Here is an 18,534-nt window from a genome sequence, read left to right as displayed (position 1 = left end):
AGGAACGCCATGGACATCCGCCGCCTGATCATCAACGACCGCGCCTACCGGCTCTCCCCCGTCGAGACCGCTGAGACACTCCAGCAGCGGATCGTCGACCTCATCGCCTCCGGGCCCGCCTTCCTGACGTTCGTCACCGACGACGACGTGCGGGTCGAGGTCCTCGTCCAGCCGTCGACCTCGGTGCTGTTCGAGACGCACGCCGTGATCGACGTCGCGGCCGCGCCCGACACCGATCTCGCCCACCTCGACTACGACGACCTGGCCTGGGCGGTGTGAGCGGCGGCCCAGCGCTCCCGGGCAGGGAGCCCTCTGGCCCGGAACCCGGCGCAGTCGAGCTGCGCCGCGTCGGAGGCACCGACCTCGACGAGGCGGTCACGCGGTTCCACGAGGAGTACGCGATCAGCCGCCTCCGGGTGCGACGCACCGACGTCGACTTCTCCTGGGAGCACACCAGCCGCGGCACACCCCTGATCACCCTCCGCACGTCGTGGTTCGGCGGCGTCATCGGCGGTGTCACGCACGACTCCGACGTCCTCGTCGTCCTGTGGAACTCCCGCGGGTCGAGCGTCGTCCGCGGGGAGTCGGGCGAGGTCAGGATCAGCGAGAACGAGCCGATCCTGCTGCCCTTCCTGGGGCCTACCGCGTTCGAGCACCACGAGACCGCGCAGAACCTCCTGCACCTCGACCGCCCGCTGTTCAACGGCATCGCGGCGGAGTTCGGCGCCCTCGACCAGGTGCTGTCGGACCAGGGCCCCCGGCGGCTCCTCCAAGGACACGGGCCCTCCTGGTCGCGGGCGGTCCGGGCCCTCCGCTCGAGCGTCTTCTCGGCCGACCGGCTGTCTCCGGTCGCGGAGATGGTGCTCGCGCAGACGGCCGCGACCGCGATCCTGCGCCACTTCTACGGTGTCGACGGCGCAGTCGATGCGGCCCTCGGCCCCCGGTCTCGCGCGGGCGACAGGATCCGGGAGTACCTGCACGCCCACCCCGACCTGCCCACCACGACACCGGACCTCGCCGAGCTCATCGGCATGACCCCTCGGGCCGTCCAGCTGATCATGCGGAGCGAGACGGGACTCACCCCGACGGGCTACCTGAAGATGGTGCGGCTCCGCGAGGTGAGACGCGGCCTTCAGGACCGATCGCCCGGCGAGAGCATCGCCGACGTGGCGAACCGCTGGGGCTTCTTCCACCTCGGCCGGTTCGCGAGCGCGTACCGGCAGCGGTTCGGCGAGAGCCCGCGCGACACCCGGCGCCGGTGAGCGAGCGGTCGCCTTCGTTTTCCGGCCGAGATTCTGACGGGCACGAGGGTGCTCGCGACAATACGAGACGGGCGGTTCAGGGTCGCCCCGAGAAAGGACGACGCTCATGGGGACTCTGCACTACGGGCAGCACGAACTCCGCTTCGAGGATCGCCTCCTCGTCCATCTGCAGCTCGTCATGGCCGGCAAGCTCCGCCGTCAGGAGTGCTTCATGATGACGTGGCAGACGCCTGTCGAAGACGGCTCACGGCGCCTGAGCGTCTGGGTGAACCCGATGACGCCGATCCTGTTCGCCCTCGACGGCGACGGCAAGGTGCAGATCAACCGGGCCTGGCTGAACTCCCTCGCCGAGTCGGCCAACAGCGCGTCCGGGCTCCTGGTGCAGCCGGAGCCCACGGAAGAGGCCGAGGGCACGCATGATCGCGGATCGTCGTCGAGCCGCGCGTCGCTGCGGTCGGTGCCGTCGACCCGCTGACCGCCTGACGATCAGCGCCGCAGCGTCTCGCGCTCAGCGCCGCAGCGTCTCGCGCGGGTACTCGCCGAAGCGGGCGACGTAGTCGTGCGACAGCCGGCCCATGTGAGTGAAGCCCCACCGGTGCGCCACGTCGAGCACGGTCGTGCAGTCGGGGGCTGCCGCGAGGAGGTCGACACGCACCCGCTCGAGCCGCTGGTCGCGGAGGTAGTGCAGCGGCGTCGTGTCGAGCACCCGCCGGAACGCGTCCTGCAGCCCTCGGACGCTGAGCCCCGACGCCTCGGCGATCGACCCCGGGTCGATCGGCAGGTGCAGGTGGGCGTGGATGTAGTCGACGGCGGCGCGGAGCCGGTGGTGCTTCGCGATCAGGAGTTCGGGCGGCAGCGGATCCTGCGCGTGGGCGAACGCCCCGAGGAAGGCCACGGCGAGCGCGCGGTTCGCCTCGGCCCGGTAGAGCGCGGGCTGCTCGTCGGCGAGGAGGACGGCGCCGACCGAGCGGAGGGTCCTGGTCCAGGTGGCGAGACCCTCGCCGTCCTGCGCGACGAACTGCGAGAACCGGATCGGCCCGACGTGCGCGGCGTCCTCGGAGGCGGCGACGCGCTCGAGGTAGCCGGCGTCGAAGTGCACGAGGTTCTGCCGGTAGTCGGAGAAGTCGAAGTGGTTCTCGCCGCGGGTGCGGAACAGCACGGGCCGCCCGGGGTCGAGCTCGACCGGGACGCCCTGCTCCGCGGCGTCGAGCACGCCGCGCCCCTGGTTGACCCAGGTGACGACGTACTCGCCCTCGACGCGGACGTCGCCCTGCACGGAGCCGTGGAACCGGTTGTTGCGGAGCGTGACATCGCGGTCGCCCATGATGGCGTACCGGTACGCGAAGCCCTCGCCGACCGGCTCGATCTGGAACTTCTCACCGTGGTAGGCCTCTTCGTAGAGGGCCCTCGCCTCGTCGATGTCGGAGCCGCTCGTCGTCGACCGTGAGAGCTCTTCCACGCTCCGAGCATCTCATTACCGCGGATGCGACCGGGACCCATTGCGCTTTGCTTCTCGAACCGGTAGGGCGGTGACGCACTCGCGGCCGAAAAAGAGGGGGACATCATGGCCCGGATTTCACTACACTTCACAGTCGGAGGTCCTGAGACACTCCAGCGGTTGTGACCATGTTGCGGTCCCTGCCCGTGAAGCGCTACTGCTCATCACGGCCGCCGAAGCCCCCGACGCTGTCTGAACAGACCGGGGGCTTCGTGCTGCTCGGGGCGCCGGTGCCGGCCTGCGGTTCTGCCGGGCCTGCCCGTCTAGAAGTCCTCGTCGCGGTACTCGAAGCCGTGCTCGGTCGACGCGTCGAACGACACCTGGTCGGAGGCCTGCACGGGCACCCCGTCGAGCCGGAGCGTCTCCTGCTGCAGGTGAGCCACGAGCGCAGGATCACGCACCTCCTCGAAGTCGCTCTCGACCGTCTCGGCCACGATCTGGCTCGCGGGCCCGATCAGGAAGTTGGCCCGACCGATGCCGCCTTCCCGCTCGCGGAAGGGGATGTCGACGGTCGCGGAGGTGGTGCGCTTGGCGAGGGCCTCCGCGTAGTCGAGCAGTGCCCGCGCGATGTCGGAGCCGGTCAGGATGGCCCCGTCCGCGTAGTGAATGCGTTCCATCCTCCCCGTGTACAGGGCGGCTCGGATGTGCGCCCACCCCTTGACCTCGACCGGGGCACGGCCGTGTCGGTGGTTCTGCCGACGGACAGGACGCGACCCATGGCCTACCGTTATGAGTGGTATTTCGCGCCGACTCCCGAGGTCGGCGCTGCATCCTGCGCTCCCTCACCAGGAGGCTCCGCGGGTGCCCCGAGAGGACGAACCATGGATCCCGAGCCGGTAGACGCTTTCTACGGCACCCCCTTCAGCGAGTGCGACGGCCGCACGGTCCGCTTCGGCTGGGAGGGCCAGGAGTACGAGATCGACCTCTCGGCGCAGCACGCCCGCGAGTTCGCCTCCGAGGTCGCGCCGTACATCAAGGCGGGGCGTCTGCGGCGCTAGTCGATGTCGGCCCTCACGCCTCGGTCGGCACCACGACGACCTTTCCGCGGAGCGTCCCCGCGCCCGACTCCTCGTGGACGGCCCGCACCCCCGAGAGCGACACCGTCCGGACCTCCGGCACGGCCAGCCCCCCCGCGTCGACGAGCTCGACCAGGTGCGTCAGCTGCTCGCGGTCGCTCCGCACGAAGACGACGCTCGAGGTCACGCCGCGCTCCTCGTCGGCCGGGGCCGGCATCCACGCGGTCGTGCTGACGACGACGCCGCCGTCGCGCACGAGCGAGACGAGGGAGACGAACTCCGCAGGATCGATCGGCGCGAGATTGAGCAGGACGTCGACCTCTTCACCGACGGCCTCCTGCACGCTGCCGCTCGTGTGGTCGATCACCTGGGCTGCTCCGGCCGCCTCGACCGCGGCAGCACTCCGCGGGCTCGCCGTCGCCAGCACGGTCGCGCCGGCGTCCGCGGCCAGCCCGACGGCGTAGCCGCCCACGGTCCCGCCCGCACCGACGATCAGGATCCGCTGCCCCTCCTCGAGGTGCGCTTGCTCGAACAGCGCCTGCCAGGCCGTGAGGCCTACCGACGGGATCGCGGCGGCCTCGACGAGCGAGACGCTCGTCGGTGCCGGCACGAGGACGTCGGCGGGAGCGACGGCGTACTCGGCTGCGGCGCCGTCGGTGTCCATCGGGAGGAACCCGATGACGGTGTCGCCGATCGCCAGGCCCTCGACGCCGTCGCCGAGCGCGTCGACGACGCCTGCGACGTCGTAGCCCGGGATGTGCGGGAGGGAGACGGGGATCGGGAGGGTGCCGGCCCGCATGCCGGTGTCGGCCTGGTTGAAGCCGGCGGCGGTGACGCGGAGGCGCACCTGACCGCTCGCGGGGGCCGGGACCTCGATGTCGTCGAGGACGAGGACGCTCGGGTCGCCCTGCTGGTGGAATCGCACTGCCTTCATGGTGGAGCTCGCTCTCTGTCTCTGTGTCTCTGCTCATATGCTTCGAATTCGAAGCACATGGCGACCGTAGCACTGCTTCGAGTTCGAAGCAATAGACTCGAGCCATGACCGACGAAGCACCCTCCCTCGACCCCGCCGAGCTCAGCGCCTACTTCTCCCTCATCGAGGTGAGCAGCCTGCTCCGGCACGCCGTCGAGCAGCAGCTCCGGGAGGCGGGCGACCTGAGCTACGTGCAGTTCCAGCTCCTGGCCCGGCTCGGCGACGCCCCGTCGGGCACGCAGCGCATGACCGACCTGGCCGACGGCGTCGTCTACAGCCGCAGCGGACTGACGCACCAGGCCGGCGTGCTCGAGACGGCCGGGCTCGTCACGAGGGCGCCCGCGCCCGACGACGAGCGGAGCGTCGCGGTCACGATCACGGAGGCGGGGCGCGCGGTCCTTGGCCGCGTGTTCCCCGGGCACATCGCGATCCTGCGCCAGCAGTTCTTCGCGGCTCTCTCCGAGGACGACGTCGCCGCGCTCGACGCGGCTCTCGGCAGGGTGCGCGACCACCTCCGGGCAGCGCCGCCCCGGTCGGCTGCGCCCCGCCGTCGTCGCGGCGCCTGACCCTGCGAGGCGCCGACCGGCAGGGGTTGACTCGCAGGAGGGCCGGAGGTGCCGGCCGAGAGAAGGAACCTGATGCTCCTCGACGGAAAGACCATGATCGTCACCGGCGGCAACTCCGGGATCGGTGAGGCCATCGTCCTCGCCGCCGCGGCCGAGGGCGCCAACATCGTCATCGACTATGTCGCGCACCCCGAGGCCACGACCGACCTCATCGCCCGCATCGAGAAGGCCGGCGGCAAGGCCGTCGGCGTCGACGCCGACGTCAGCAAGGCGGAGGATCTGCACAAAATGGTCCAGACCGCCGTCGACACCTTCGGCCGCCTCGACGTCATCGTCAACAACGCCGGCATCGAGACCCGCACCGGCGTCCTCGACACCACGGAGGACGAGTTCGAGAAGGTCATGGCGATCAACCTCAAGAGCGCCTTCTTCGGCACCCAGTTCGCCGCGAAGCAGTTCATCGCGCAGAAGACGCCGGGCCTCGTCATCAACATCTCGTCGGTCCATGAGGACTGGCCGATGCCCGGAAACATCGCCTACTGCGTCTCGAAGGGCGGCACCCGCATGCTGACCCGCACCGCCGGCGTCGAGCTCGGCCCGCACGGCATCCGCGTGGTCAACGTCGCTCCCGGCGCCGTCGACACCCCCATCAACACCTCGACCACCTCCGACCCCGAGAAGCTGAAGCAGCTCCAGGACGCCATCCCTGTGCGACGTCTAGCGGAGCCTGAGGATATCGCCGACATGGTCGTCTTCCTGGCCTCCGGCAAGGCGTCGTACATGACGGCCACGACGGTGTTCATCGACGGCGGCATCATGCAGGGGTCGGTCGGCCTGTAGCCGCTGCGGGCCGCGAGCCAGTCAGACCCGGCTGTAGTCGAACCGCAGCCGCATGCGGTCGCCTCGGAACACGATGGTCGAGTACTCGAACGCGAGCCCTCCCGCATCGGAGATCACATCGGTGAGCTGCAGCACGGGCTGGCCCTTGCCGAGGTGCAGGTGCTCGGCGTCGGTCGACCCGGCAGCGACGGCCTCGAGGTTCTCGGCGACGTCGTGCATGGCCAGGCCGAAGGTGTCTTCCAGGACGACGCACAGCTGTTCGCCGACGACGTCGAGGTCGCCGAGGCCGGGGGCCAGACGCGCGGGCACGAACGACCGGTGGACGCTGAGCGGCTCGCCGTCGACGAGGCGCAGCCGGGTGATGGCGACGACCTCCTCCCCGTCCGCGAGGCCCAGACCCTCGCGGACGGGCTCGGGGGCGACCTGCTCCGTCAGTGAGATGAGCTTCGTCGTGATGGCGTAGCCCCGCACCTCGAGCTGCTCGCGGATGCCGCGGTAGGCCGGCGACACGGCACTGATCTTGTCGGCCGGCGCGACGTAGGTGCCTTTGCCGGGCGCCCGAGTCAGCACCCCCTCCGAGGTCAGCTTGTTGAGCACCCCGCGCACCGTCATGCGGCTGAGCCCGTAGATGCGGTTGAGCTCGTTCTCGGACGGGATCCTCTGGCTGGGGGCCCACTCGCCGCTGTCGATCCTGGCCCGCAGGATCGTCTCGAGCTGCTGGTAGAGAGGAACGGCCGAGCCCCGCTCGATGTCGTCGATCACGATCACCCACTCTCGCAGACTGTTCACGTCCGATGCCCTCAGGGTACTTGTCTAGTCCGGTATAGGCATGTACATTCCGATCAGTCGCAGAAACACCGCGGCCCTTACGAGGAAGTGAGGATGCGCATGGTCGTCTCGACCGGTTCCCTGACGCGGGCTGCACGGCAGGGCGGCTACGCCGTCCCGGCCGTGAACGTCTTCGACGAGATCAGCATGAGGGCCGTGATCGCCGCCGCCGAGCGCCGGAGCGCCCCCCTCATCGTGCAGATCTCGGTGAAGACGGTGCGGGTCTCGGGCACCGCGTTCATCACCGACCTGTTCCGCTCGCTCACCCGCGACGTCGCCGTTCCGGTGGCCCTCCACCTCGACCACTGCCCCGACCGCGCCGTGCTCGACGACGTCATCGCCGCCGGCTGGTCGTCGGTGCTCTTCGACGCCTCCGACCGCGACCTCGACGACGCGGTGCGCGAGACAATCGAGGTGACCGCGGCTGCTCACGGCGCGGGGGTCGACGTCGAGTCGGAGATCGAGAACATCCTCGGCGTCGAGGACGACGTCGGGAGCGACGAGGCACGCCACGCGTACTCGGTGGCCCAGCTCGCCGACGTGGCCGCGCAGACCGGGGTCGACCTGATCGCACCGCAGCTCGGGACCAGCCACGGGCTCTACCGGGCGAGCCCGACGCTCCTGCCGGAGCGGGCCGCCGAGCTCGCCGCCCTCACCGACGTGCCGGTGGTGCTCCACGGCGGCACCGGCCTCAGCGCGGCCGACTTCCGGGCCTTCATCGACGCGGGGGTGTCGAAGATCAACATCTCGACGGCCGTCAAGCACGCCTACATGCAGGCCTCGCTCGCACACCTGGAGGCGGCCCGCGAGCAGGACCGCTGGGATCCCCCCTCGCTCATCACCGCGATCTCCACCGCCGTCACCGATGCCATCGACGAGCACATCGTGTGGTTCGGCGCCGACGGCCGGGCGGCGAGCGCCGTCGCCGGTGCGGAGGCCGACCGGTGACGCGCGCCCTGATCTTCGACTGCGACGGCGTCCTCGCCGACACGGAGCGCGACGGTCACCTGCCGGCGTTCAACGAGACGTTCGAGCACTTCGGCCTGCCGGTCCGCTGGAGCGAGGACGACTACGCGGAGGTGCTGCGGATCGGCGGCGGCAAGGAGCGCCTCGCGTCGCTCCTGACGCCCGAGTTCGTCGAGCGCGCCGTCCTGCCCACCGACACCGAGAGCCAGCAGCGGGAGGTGAAGCGGTGGCACGAGGAGAAGACCCGCCGCTACACCGCGAGGGTCCGTGCCGGCGAGCTGCCAGGTCGACCCGGCATCGCCCGCCTCATCCACGAGGCGCACGAGGCCGGCTGGCTCCTGGCGGTCGCCTCCACGTCGGCGAAGCCCAGCGTCGATGCTGTTCTCGACCATGCGGTCGGGGGCGACGCGGCCTCCTGGTTCCGCGTCTTCGCGGGCGACGTCGTGCCGCGCAAGAAGCCCGCCCCCGACATCTACGAGCTCGCCCTCCGCGAGCTTAGGGTCGACGCGGCCGACGCCGTCGTCGTCGAGGACAGCGCCAACGGCCTCCGGGCCGCCCTCGCCTGCGGGCTCACGACCGTGGTGACGGTCAGCAGCTACACGGCCGACGAGGACTTCACCGGCGCCGCCCTGGTCGTCGACAGCCTGGGCGACCTGCCCGATGTGCCCGTGCGCATCCTGAGCGATCCGCACGGCGTCGGCGACATCGGCCAGGTCGACCTGGCGTCCCTCCTGCGGCTCTCCCACGACTGACGCCTACCCGAACCGCCCGCTCCGCCGAACCACCCGACCCGCCGCACCGCCCGACTCCGAGGAAGACCATGAGCAACGACGCCCTTCCCGCCTCCACCGGCACCGCCCGCCTCGTCGAGGTGGTGCGCCTCATCGCCCAGACCTGCGTCGACAACGAGACGTACTTCTCCGACCTCGACGCGGTAGCCGGCGACGGCGACTTCGGCTACTCCCTCGCCCGCGGCTTCGAGATCGTCCTCGCCGAGTTCGACGACTACGACCGCTCCGATCCGGGCGTCTTCCTGCAGAAGGTCGCGATGACGATGAGCAGCAGGATCGGAGGCACCTCCGGTCCGATCTGGGGCACCGCGTTCCTCCGCGCGGGAGCGACCGTCAAGGGCAGCGCCGAGATCGTGCCGGCCGACGTGGTGGCGATGATCCGGGCCGCCGTCGAGGGCATCAAGAAGCGCGGCAGCGCCGAGGTCGGCGACAAGACCCTGCTGGACGCGCTGGTTCCGGTCGCCGACGCGCTCGATGCCGACATCGACTCAGGCGCCGATCCTGCGTCGCTGCCTCGTCACGCGGCCGAGGTCGCGCGCGAGTCGGCCGAGGCGACGTCGGCGCTCCAGGCCCGGCGGGGGCGCGCGTCGTATACCGGCGAGCGCAGCATCGGCTCCCCCGACCCCGGCGCGATCGCCATCGCCGTGCTGGCCGAGAGGATCGCCGACGCCTGGTGAGCGACACCGTCCTGCTCTGACAATCCCGATCCGACCCGATCAACTCGATCCGACCTGCGACACACGACGAAGTGGAGAACCGCGATGAAGAAGTTCCTCAACGACCCGAAGGAGTTCGTGCCGGAGATGCTCAAGGGCCTGGCCCTGGCGAATCCCGACACGCTCGTCTACGAGCCGAAGTACAACCTGATCGTGCGGAAGGACGCCCCAGACCAGAACAAGGTCTCGATTGTTCAGGGCTCAGGATCAGGCCACGAGCCGGCGCACGTGATGATCGTGGGCAAGGGGATGCTGGACGCCGCCTGCCCGGGCGACGTGTTCGCCGCACCGCCCACCGACTACGTGCTCGAGGCCGCCCGCCGGGTGAACAGCGAGAAGGGCGTGCTGCTGCTGGTCAACAACTACACCGGCGACAAGATGGCCTTCGAGATGGCGGAGGAGCTGGCCGACGCCGAGGGCATCCGGGTGAAGACGCTGTTCATCGACGACGACGTCGCGGTGAAGGACAGCACCTACACGATCGGCCGTCGAGGCGTGGCGGGCAACTTCTTCGTCATCAAGGCCGTCGGTGCGGCAGCGGAAGCGGGTGCCGAGATCGACGAGGTGATCCGCGTCGGCGAGAAGGTGAACTCGGTCACCCGCACGATGGGCGTCGCCCTCACCGCCTGCACGCCGCCGGCGAAGGGGTCGCCGCTGTTCGAGCTGGGCGACGACGAGATCGAGGTCGGCGTCGGGATCCACGGCGAGCCGGGGCGCTCGAGGCAGAAGATCGTCTCGGCCGACGAGATCGTCGACATCCTGCTGGAGCCGATCGTCTCCGACCTGCCGTACGCGTCCGGCGACCGGGTCGCGCTCATGGTCAACGGCCTCGGCGGCACTCCGATCAGCGAGCTGTACCTGCTGTACGGCATCGCCCACGAGAAGCTCGTCGCCCAGGGGATCACCCCGGTGCGAAGCTACGTCGGCGAGTACTGCACCTCGCTCGACATGGCCGGAGCGTCGATCACGCTCGTGAAGCTCGACGACGAGATCGAGGGTCTGCTGGCCGCGCCCGCCGAGATCCCGCTGCGCACGTTCTGAGCGCTCGGGGCAGGGGCGGCGCTCACTCCGGCGAGCGCCGTCCCTCTCGGGTCGGGGTCGTCCCGTGGCGTGACGGCCCGGTGTCGGTGCCGGTCCTGCTGGCGGTGCCGGTGCCGGTCCCGGTGTCGGTGTCGGTCCTGCCGGCGGGAGTCCTGACGGCCGAGCTGACGGCGGTGTTGACGGCCAGGGGCAGGTCGGGCTCCGTCTTCCGGCTCGTCAGGTAGAGGCGGTGGGCGGTGATGACGAGCGCCAGCCAGGCGGCGCCGAGCACCCAGCCGGCGAGAACGTCGGTGAACCAGTGGTGCCCGAGAAAGACGCGGCTCAGCCCGACCGTCAGTGCGAACAGGACCCCGACCAGGATCGTGACGACCCGGAGCCTCCGAGACCGGATGCGCAGGATCAACAGGTACACGACGATCCCCGCGATGACGGTCGCGTTCAGCGTGTGCCCGCTCGGGAACGACGGCGAGTACTCGTACGGCGGGACGGCGTCGCGGAGGGGAGGCCGGTGCCGCCCGATGACGTCCTTGCCGACGACGGTCATGGCGAGCGATCCTGCGCCCGACGCGACGATCAGGATCACCGGCGTCCACGACCGCCGGAGCACCGCCAGCAGCACCATGACGACGACGGCCAGGATCGGCATGCCCACCGGCCCCGCGACATCGGTGTAGCCGGTCACGAACGAGTCGAGCGCCGGCGAGCGCAGCGTCATCGCGAACTCCAGCAGCGGCTGGTCGAACCCGGCGACGCCGTCGCGCTCGGTCACCGAGTCGTAGATCCGCGAGGCCGCGAACGCCAGCACCATCGCGATGGCCAGCCCCACGATCAGGGTCAGGACGAGCGCAGGATGCGCGCCCAGCCGCCTGCTCAGCCCCCGGTTCAGTCGCGCCAGCTGCCGCCCGAGCGGCGTGTACCAGTGCGTCAGGTCGCGGTCGCCGACGTAGCGGCCCTCGGTGCTGGTGTCGGTGCAGGTCTCGGTGGCGCGGCTGGCGGCGTCGTCAGGTGGGGTCACGGCAGGGCTCTCGTCGGTGCTTTAGGGCAGGCGCCTCGGTTCAGGCTGCCATGGCACCGTACCGCTTGTGACCCTTCACGTCGTAGCGGTCGAGCATCATGACCTTCGACCAGACGGCGACGAAGTCGCGGACGAACCGCTCCTGCCCGTCGCTGCCCGCGTAGGCGTCGACGATGGAGCGCAGCTGCGCGTTCGAGCCGAACACCAGGTCGTTGCGGGAGGCGCGCCAGCGGGCGTCGCCGGTCGACTGGACCCGCCCGGTGAAGGTCGTCGCGGACTCGTCGTCCTTCGTCCAGACCAGGTCGGTGTCGGTCAGGTTGACGAAGAAGTCGGTCGTCAGGACTCCGACGCGGTCGGTGAGCACGCCGACGTCCGAGCCGTCCCAGGTGGCGCCGAGCACTCGGAGTCCTGCGGTCAGGACGGTCCACTCCGGCGCGGTGAGCGTGAACAGGTTCGCCTTGTCGAGGAACGCCGCCTCCGGCGCGACCCCCGGAGCGAACTCGCCGAAGCGCGGGGACACGAAGTTGCGGAACCCGTCGGCCACCGGCCGCAGCCACTCGAACATCTCGATGTCGGTGAGCTCCTGCGTGGTGTCGACGCGGCCCGGCGTGAAGGGGACGGGTGTCTCCGATCCTGCTGCCCGCGCCGCCTGCTCGACGGCTGCGGTGCCGGCCAGGACGATCAGGTCGGCGAGCGAGACCTGACGCCCGCCGGACGTCGCAGCGAAGGACGCCTGCACCGTGCGCAGCGCGTCGATGACGGGGACGGTGCGCTTGTTGACGGCCCAGTCCTTCTGCGGTGACAGGGCGAGGCGTCCGCCGTTCGCGCCGCCGCGCTTGTCGCTGTCGCGGTAGGTCGAGGCTGCGGAGAACGCCGTGTAGACGAGGTCGGAGACCGAGAGGCCGGTGTCGAGGACGGCCTTCTTGAGGGCTGCCACGTCGGCATCGTCGAGCGGGGCTCCGGCTGCCTCGGGGAGCGGATCCTGCCAGAGCAGATCGTCGGCGATGGTGACCTCCGGGCCGAGGTAGCGGTGCTTCGGCCCCATGTCGCGGTGCGTGAGCTTGTACCAGGCCTTCGAGAAGGCGAGCGTGAAGAGGTCGAAGTCGGCCAGGAACCGCTCGCACACGGCGCGGTACTCCGGGTCGACCTTGAGGGCGATGTCGGAGGTCATCATCATGAGCGGGTTCATCTGACCGGGCACGTGGGCGTCGGGGGTCTTCGGCGCCGCAGAATCGGTCGGTGTCCACTGCAGGGCGCCGGCCGGGCTCTTCGTCTGCTCGTAGTCGTAGGCGAACAGGTTCTCGAGGTAGGCGTTGTCCCACTGCGTCGGGTTCGGGGTCCAGGCCCCCTCGATGCCGTTCGTGGAGGTGTTCTCGGCGTTGCCGCTGCCCACCGGGTTGTGCCAGCCGAGACCCATCGACTCGATCGGGGCCAGCTCGGGCGACGGCCCGATGTCGGCTGCGGCGACCTGGCCGTGGCTCTTGCCGAAGGCGTGGCCGCCGGCGATCAGGGCCACTGTCTCTTCGTCGTTCATCGCCATGCGTGTGAACGTGATGCGGATGTCGCGCGCGGAGCCCATCGGGTCGCCGTTCGCGTACGGCCCCTCGGGGTTCACGTAGATGAGTGCCTGGTGCGAGGCGGCCAGCGGGCTCTGCAGGTCGTAGTCGGCGTCGCCGTTCTGTCCGTGCCAGCGCTCGTCGCGGCTCACCATCTCGTCGGGGCTGGCGACCGCGTGCGGGTTCCAGACCTCGGGACCCCACCAGGTGCCGTCGTCCGGCTCCCACGCGTCGAGCCGTCCGCCGCCGAAGCCGTACGTCGGCAGCCCCATCAGCTCGAGGGAGCAGTTGCCGGTCAGCACCATCAGGTCGGCCCACGACAGGGCGTTGCCGTACTTGTGCTTGAGCGGCTGCAGGAGCCGCCTCGACTTGTCGGTGTTGCCGTTGTCCCACCAGCTGCCGATCGGTGCGAAGCGCTGCATCGCGGTCCCCGCGCCGCCGCGGCCGTCGGCGATGCGGTACGTGCCGGCGGAGTGCCACGCCATCCTGATCATCTGCGGGCCGTAGTTGCCGTAGTCGGCCGGCCACCAGTCGACCGACGTCGTGAGCAGGGTCTTGATGTCGGCCTTGAGCTCCTCGAGGTCGATCGTGGCGAAGGCCGCCGCGTAGTCGAAGTCGGCCCCGAGCGGGTCGGCGTCGACCCCGTTCCGGTGCAGGAGCTCGACCTTCAGCCGCTGCGGGTACCAGCTGTCGAGGCTCGGCGACTGCCCGAACGTCCCGCCCAGGTGATCGCCGCCGGCCGGCAGTTCGCCGCCCATGTGGAAGGTGCAGGTGTTCGTGTTGTCTTCCGTGCTCATTGATGCTCCTCTGGGTGCTCGAGCGGCGTGGTCGTCTTCGTCGAGAGTCTCACGATCGGGCCGCCGCGTCGCTGTCGCATCGCAATGCGGTGCGGCGGACCTTTCTTCTGCAGGAGTACCTGGCGGAGCAGTGGGTCGGCTGCGCGGCGCGCTGGCGGTCGGGCTTTTGTCAGGGTGGGTGCCCGCCGACCTCAGCGCGTGTAGGTCAGCGTGTTCGACACCGACACGACGGTCACGACGGCCGCCATGATGAAGCCGCCGATATAGGGGTTGTTCGTCTGCCGCGAGATCTTGCGGGTGACGACCGCCGCCACGGGCAGGATCACGACGATCGGGAAGAGCCAGATGCTGTTGATGCCGCCGAACCCCGGGATGAGGTCGCCCGTCACGAAGAAGTGCGAGTACTGGGCGATCACCAGCATGATCGGGGCGATCGCGTTCGCGAGGGCCAGCACCGCGGTGTTCCCCCACTCGCGGCCGCGGATCGCGAACCGGCTGAAGGAGTTGATCGCGATGGAGTTGGCGAGGAAGTACACCAGGAAGAACGGCAGGTAGATGAGCGCGATGCCCAGCTTGTTCGGCGTGAAGGTCGGGATCGCCAGCACCCACAGACGGAAGTCGGTCGTGAAGAAGTAGGCGAAGACGAACACGAGCAGGAACGCCGACGCGACGACGATCAGCCCGAGGAGGATCCCCTGCCCGAACTTCTTCCAGCCGGGCAGGACGCCGATCGCGCGGAGGTCGACTCCGTTCTTCCGGCCGAAGACCAGGTACGAGACCGCCGTGATGATGAGCGACACGACTCCGTTGAGAGCAGCCCAGAGGGCGATGATCCAGACGGCGCCCTGAGGGTTCACGGGCGGATCACCGAGGAAGCTGACGGTGCCGATCGCGGTGTTCGCGCTGATGATCCAGTAGCTCACGCCCGACACGATGGCCGAGACGACGAGGCCGCCCCAGAACCAGACCAGTGCGCGCCCCTCGCGCTTCTCGACGATGGCGGGTCGCGCGATCCTGAGACCGGCGAAGGCGCGGGTGTGCAGGAGGCTCGTGGCGAAGGCGACCAGGAAGATCCCGAAGCCGACGAGGCCGAGCGCGTTGAAGCCCTCCTTGAGCTGCCAGATCTGCGACCCGGGAGCGATCGCGTTCGGAGTCCCGAGCGACTTGTCGAAGAACGTGAGCAGGGAGGTCACCTCCTGCTTCGAGAAAGGCCCCCAGGGGTGCGTCTGCGCCGGGTTGACGACCTCGCGGATCGCGGACCGGCCGTCGACCGTCTTCGTGTACGTCGTGTAAGACGAACGCTTCGACGCGCCGGACGGGTCGGCTCCGAAGTGCAGGAACGACTGGGCGTTCGGGGTGCCGATGTAGTCGCGGGGGGCGGTGAGCTCCTTGCCGGCCTTGTCGTAGCTGCGGAAGAAGAACTCGTCGTACTGGTCGGCCTGCACGCCGACGTCGCGGGAGCCGTAGTAGTTCACGTACTCGCCGTCGGCGTCGGTGTAGATCGGGTCGTTGTCGACGAGGTAGACCGACTTGATGAGCGGCGTCGAGGCCTGGTCGTCGATGGGGATCGCGAAGTTCGCGGCCCGGGCGCCGTTGGAGTGGCCGCTGATGCCGATCTTCGACGTGTCGACGTAGGGCAGACTCGCCACCTCCTTCACGCCGTCGTACATGCCCGTGGCGGCGTCGGCCTCGTGGCCCTCCTGCAGCGGGTCGGACGACGCGTGGCCGTACATGTCGATGGAGAGCACCACGTAGCCGCGGCGAGCGAGTTCGACGTAGTTGGAGTCCTGCATCTCCTTGTTGTTCCACCATCCGTGCGCGAGGACGATCGCCGGGCGCTTGTCTTTCGAGCTCGCGCCGTCGGGCACCAGCAGCAGGGCGCTCATCGTCTTGCCGGAGCCGGTCACCCAGCTCATGTCGTGGATCTTCACCGCGCCGCCGGACGTCTGGACGATCGAGGCGCCGATCGACGATACGAGCATGACGATCAGAGACAGGACGAGCCAGAACCGGCTCTTCCGCAGTGAGGTGTCTGTCACGGGGTTTCCCTACTTCTTCGTGGGTGTGTGGCGGTGCGGTGCGGGCGGACTCGGTGGTCGCGAGCGGTGCGCCGGTCCTGCGCAGGGGTGAGTGTGCGCTCCTTCAACCTACGAGGCTCCTGTGAGTCGTGGGTCGCCCTCTCAGTGCCAGCCAGGGCCGCCGGTTGCGCACCGTGCCCAACGCCCGCTGTCTAAGATCGCGATATGGCGGAGCGCGAGAACGGCCTCGGGGACTTCCTCCGGGCCAGGCGAGCCCTGCTCGACCCGGCCGCCTTCGGCATCCGTTCGGGTGGCGGCCGCCGGGTCGAGGGCCTCCGGCGCGACGAGCTGGCGCATCTGGCCGGCGTGAGCCCGCACTACTACGCCCGGCTCGAGCAGGGTCGGGCCAGGCACCCCTCCCGGTCGGTGCTCGACGCGCTGGCCCGAGTGCTCGACCTGAGCGACGAGGCTCGCGCCCATCTCGCCGGCCTGACCGAGGGTTCGGTATCGCTCGTCGGCGGCAGCCGCGAGTCCGAGACGGTGACTCCGGAGTTGCAACAACTCGTAGCCGGCTGGCCGCAGCAGCCGGCCGCCGTCGTCGGCCGCTACGGCGACGTCCTCTTCTCGAACGAGCTCGCGCAGGCGCTGACGCCGTGGTTCGCGCCCGGCAACAACCTGCTCCACGAGGCGTTCCTGAACATCCATGCCCGCACCTTCTACGTCGACTGGGAGCAGGTCGCGAGCGGCGCAGTCGCGGCGCTGCGAAGCTCTGCAGGATCCGACACCGGCCACCCCCGCCTCCTTGATCTGGTCGAGCACCTGTCCGCCCGCTCCGACGACTTCCGCAGGATCTGGGCCCGTCACGACGTCCTCGAGCGGACGAGTGGCACGAAGCGCTACTTCATCCCCCTCGTCGGGCAGGTGACCCTCTCGTACCAGACCTTCACCGTCAACGAGGCGCCCGATCAGACGCTCTACGTCTTCTTCGCCGAGCCCGGCTCCCCCGACGAGGATGCCCTGCGGCTCTTGTCGTCGCTGGTCGAGCCGGTGCCTTCGTCGCAAGCGCGGACGAGAAGAGCCCCTGCGGGCGCAGGGGCTCTCGGTGGCGGTACCGGTGGGATTTGAATCCACCTAGCGGTCATTGAGCTCAGGGGGCGCGGGACTTTAAAACGGCGCATTTCGTTGGCTGTGAGCACACGATCTCACACGCCTCGGACCGTGCGTTCCTCCTGCCTGCCTCAATGCCTGGCGTCCGCTGCCAGTTCGTGTCGACCGTCGGCGTGGCAACAACCTCACTGCTATTGCCATTTTCCACTGATAAGTGACACTATCGAAGGAACTATCGCCAGGAAGGAGGCGCGATGACGAACTGGCCAGCACACACGACGCGCGTCGTCCCGTGGACGAGCACGAGCCGACGCGGCACCCGCGAGGATCGCATGCTCACCGAGGTGACCGTGTCCATCCCCCCGATGATCGCTGGAACCCGCGTTCCCGTCATCGCGGAGCGCGACCTCGCCCGGGCCCGCTACGAGGCCGCCGACCTCGAGCGCGTGGCAGGCGGCGTGCTCAGCCCACTGGCCGGCTTCCTCATCCGCATGGAGTCGGTGGCCTCCAGCCGCATCGAGCACCTCGAGGCGACGCCGATTGCCTTCGCACGCGCCATCGGCGGGTTGAAGGAGAACGCCTCCGCGATGTCGATGGTGGCCGCAGGCACCGCGATCACGAAGCTCATCGACGCCTCCAGCACGACGGTCACGCTCGACGAGATCCTCGCCGCGCACAAGGCGCTCATGCAGGACGACCCCGACGTCACCGAGCGCTCGTACGCCGGCCGAGTCCGCGACATGCAGAACTGGATCGGCGGGTCCCAGCACTCGCCCCGCGGCGCGCTCTACGTCCCGCCACCGCCGGAGGAGGTCCCGGCGCTCCTGGACGACCTGATCGCGTTCTCCAACCAAGACGACGTTGAGCCGGTCACCCAGGCAGCGATCGCGCACGCGCAGTTCGAGAGCATCCACCCGTTCACGGACGGCAACGGGCGCATCGGTCGAGCGCTTATCGGCGCGATCCTGCGCCGCCGGGGCGTCACGCCGCACTCGGTGCTGCCGGTCGCCAGCGCCCTCGCCGCGGACACGGACCACTACTTCTCGCTCCTCACCGCTTACCGCACCGGCGACTCCTCGCCGATCGTCACCGACCTGGCGCTCTGCGTCGAGACGGCGGCCAGGGAGGCGCGCGGCACGGCTCGAGCGTTCGCGCAGTACGAAGCCGCCTGGCGCGAGCAAGCCGGCCTCCGTGCCGGTAGCGCTGCCGACCGCATCCTGCCGGTGCTGCTGTCGCTGCCGGTGTTCACAATCGAGCAGCTCGTCGAAGCGCTCAGCGACGTCCCGGAGCGGAGCATCTACCGCGGCGTGCAGACCCTCGAAGAAGTTCGGGTCGTCGAGGCCGTCACCGAGCGCGTTCGCGGCCGGGCGTACGCCGCGATGGACGTGCTCGATGAGTTCGAAGACCTCGACACCCGGATCCGGGAGCGGATCACCCGACTCCGCGCAGCCTGAGGCAGCCTGGCCCTCCTGCCTGACACGAAGAAACCCACCCGCCCTGGGGCGAGTGGGCAGGTGACGCTTCGGCCGTCCTAGCGCTTCTTG

General features: G+C 69.7%; 19 protein-coding genes. 12 read left to right on the top strand and 7 right to left on the bottom strand.

All coding sequences use genetic code 11. The features are described from left to right. The first annotated feature begins 9 nt into the window (after positions 1–9). The 3 genes from ABD733_RS09120 to ABD733_RS09110 all read left to right on the top strand — a co-directional run bounded on the left by ABD733_RS09120 (position 10) and on the right by ABD733_RS09110 (position 1,737). Positions 10–279, top strand: coding sequence for a hypothetical protein (locus tag ABD733_RS09120; RefSeq protein WP_344795230.1), 270 nt, complete (start codon positions 10–12; stop codon positions 277–279). Continuing rightward, complete coding sequence (locus ABD733_RS09115; protein WP_344795229.1) at positions 276–1,262, top strand: helix-turn-helix transcriptional regulator; 987 nt, start codon at positions 276–278, stop codon at positions 1,260–1,262. The genes ABD733_RS09120 and ABD733_RS09115 overlap by 4 nt, the downstream gene beginning before the upstream one ends. Positions 1,263–1,368: 106 nt before the next feature. Further along, the gene (locus tag ABD733_RS09110) at positions 1,369–1,737 is read left to right on the top strand and encodes a DUF7882 family protein (RefSeq protein WP_344795227.1); all 369 of its coding nucleotides are present in this window, start codon (positions 1,369–1,371) and stop codon (positions 1,735–1,737) included. Between the two features lie 33 nt (positions 1,738–1,770). On the opposite strand, the gene ABD733_RS09105 is transcribed toward ABD733_RS09110, so the two are convergent. Both ABD733_RS09105 and ABD733_RS09100 read right to left on the bottom strand, forming a co-directional pair. After that, the gene (locus tag ABD733_RS09105; RefSeq protein WP_344795225.1) at positions 1,771–2,721 is read right to left on the bottom strand and encodes an AraC family transcriptional regulator; all 951 of its coding nucleotides are present in this window, start codon (positions 2,719–2,721) and stop codon (positions 1,771–1,773) included. Positions 2,722–3,023: 302 nt separating this feature from the next. Continuing rightward, positions 3,024–3,377, bottom strand: a complete 354-nt coding sequence (locus ABD733_RS09100; RefSeq protein ID WP_344795223.1) for a hypothetical protein — start codon at positions 3,375–3,377, stop codon at positions 3,024–3,026. 204 nt (positions 3,378–3,581) lie between these two features. On the opposite strand from ABD733_RS09100, the gene ABD733_RS09095 reads away from it, so the two are divergent. Next, positions 3,582–3,758: an Lsr2 dimerization domain-containing protein gene (locus ABD733_RS09095; RefSeq protein ID WP_344795221.1), complete on the top strand. Its 177-nt coding sequence runs from the start codon at positions 3,582–3,584 to the stop codon at positions 3,756–3,758. 13 nt (positions 3,759–3,771) lie between these two features. Here the strand turns inward: ABD733_RS09095 and ABD733_RS09090 are convergent, their stop codons facing one another. Further along, positions 3,772–4,710, bottom strand: coding sequence for an NADP-dependent oxidoreductase (locus ABD733_RS09090; protein ID WP_344795219.1), 939 nt, complete (start codon positions 4,708–4,710; stop codon positions 3,772–3,774). Positions 4,711–4,814: 104 nt separating this feature from the next. On the opposite strand from ABD733_RS09090, the gene ABD733_RS09085 reads away from it, so the two are divergent. Further along, positions 4,815–5,315: a MarR family winged helix-turn-helix transcriptional regulator gene (locus tag ABD733_RS09085; RefSeq protein WP_344795217.1), complete on the top strand. Its 501-nt coding sequence runs from the start codon at positions 4,815–4,817 to the stop codon at positions 5,313–5,315. Positions 5,316–5,387: 72 nt separating this feature from the next. After that, positions 5,388–6,155 carry a glucose 1-dehydrogenase gene (locus tag ABD733_RS09080; protein ID WP_344795215.1) on the top strand — a complete coding sequence of 256 codons (768 nt, stop codon included), beginning with the start codon at positions 5,388–5,390 and terminating at the stop codon, positions 6,153–6,155. Between the two features lie 21 nt (positions 6,156–6,176). Here ABD733_RS09080 and ABD733_RS09075 read toward each other — a convergent pair whose 3' ends face one another. Then, a complete protein-coding gene (locus tag ABD733_RS09075; RefSeq protein ID WP_344795213.1) occupies positions 6,177–6,944 on the bottom strand; it encodes a GntR family transcriptional regulator in 768 nt (255 codons plus the stop codon). A gap of 93 nt (positions 6,945–7,037) precedes the next feature. Between ABD733_RS09075 and ABD733_RS09070 the strand changes: the two genes are divergently transcribed. From ABD733_RS09070 to dhaK, 4 genes are all read left to right on the top strand, one after another. After that, complete coding sequence (locus tag ABD733_RS09070) at positions 7,038–7,931, top strand: class II fructose-bisphosphate aldolase (protein ID WP_344795211.1); 894 nt, start codon at positions 7,038–7,040, stop codon at positions 7,929–7,931. Further along, entirely contained in the window at positions 7,928–8,701 is a 774-nt protein-coding gene (locus ABD733_RS09065) for an HAD-IA family hydrolase (protein ID WP_344795209.1), read from the top strand. Before ABD733_RS09070 ends, ABD733_RS09065 begins: the two co-directional genes overlap by 4 nt. Before the next feature lie 68 nt (positions 8,702–8,769). Then, positions 8,770–9,417: a dihydroxyacetone kinase subunit DhaL gene (gene dhaL, locus ABD733_RS09060; RefSeq protein ID WP_344795207.1), complete on the top strand. Its 648-nt coding sequence runs from the start codon at positions 8,770–8,772 to the stop codon at positions 9,415–9,417. An 84-nt stretch (positions 9,418–9,501) separates the two neighbouring features. Continuing rightward, the gene (dhaK, locus tag ABD733_RS09055) at positions 9,502–10,497 is read left to right on the top strand and encodes a dihydroxyacetone kinase subunit DhaK (RefSeq protein ID WP_344795205.1); all 996 of its coding nucleotides are present in this window, start codon (positions 9,502–9,504) and stop codon (positions 10,495–10,497) included. Positions 10,498–10,519: 22 nt separating this feature from the next. On the opposite strand, the gene ABD733_RS09050 is transcribed toward dhaK, so the two are convergent. From ABD733_RS09050 to ABD733_RS09040, 3 genes are all read right to left on the bottom strand, one after another. After that, entirely contained in the window at positions 10,520–11,512 is a 993-nt protein-coding gene (locus tag ABD733_RS09050) for a phosphatase PAP2 family protein (protein WP_344795203.1), read from the bottom strand. 40 nt (positions 11,513–11,552) lie between these two features. Next, positions 11,553–13,865, bottom strand: a complete 2,313-nt coding sequence (katG, locus tag ABD733_RS09045) for a catalase/peroxidase HPI (RefSeq protein WP_344795201.1) — start codon at positions 13,863–13,865, stop codon at positions 11,553–11,555. Between the two features lie 191 nt (positions 13,866–14,056). Further along, positions 14,057–15,904: an alpha/beta hydrolase family protein gene (locus ABD733_RS09040; protein WP_344795199.1), complete on the bottom strand. Its 1,848-nt coding sequence runs from the start codon at positions 15,902–15,904 to the stop codon at positions 14,057–14,059. A 204-nt stretch (positions 15,905–16,108) separates the two neighbouring features. Here ABD733_RS09040 and ABD733_RS09035 point away from each other — a divergent pair, with 204 nt between their 5' ends. Then, the gene (locus ABD733_RS09035; protein ID WP_344795197.1) at positions 16,109–17,008 is read left to right on the top strand and encodes a helix-turn-helix transcriptional regulator; all 900 of its coding nucleotides are present in this window, start codon (positions 16,109–16,111) and stop codon (positions 17,006–17,008) included. 236 nt (positions 17,009–17,244) lie between these two features. Next, a complete protein-coding gene (locus ABD733_RS09030) occupies positions 17,245–18,444 on the top strand; it encodes a Fic family protein (protein WP_344795195.1) in 1,200 nt (399 codons plus the stop codon). The last annotated feature ends 90 nt before the right edge of the window (positions 18,445–18,534 follow it).

It is taken from the genome of Frondihabitans peucedani (assembly GCF_039537585.1).
Classification (GTDB): domain Bacteria; phylum Actinomycetota; class Actinomycetes; order Actinomycetales; family Microbacteriaceae; genus Frondihabitans; species Frondihabitans peucedani.
The sequence above is the reverse complement of the archived record's forward strand: the minus strand, read 5'-3'. Positions and strand labels throughout refer to the sequence as shown.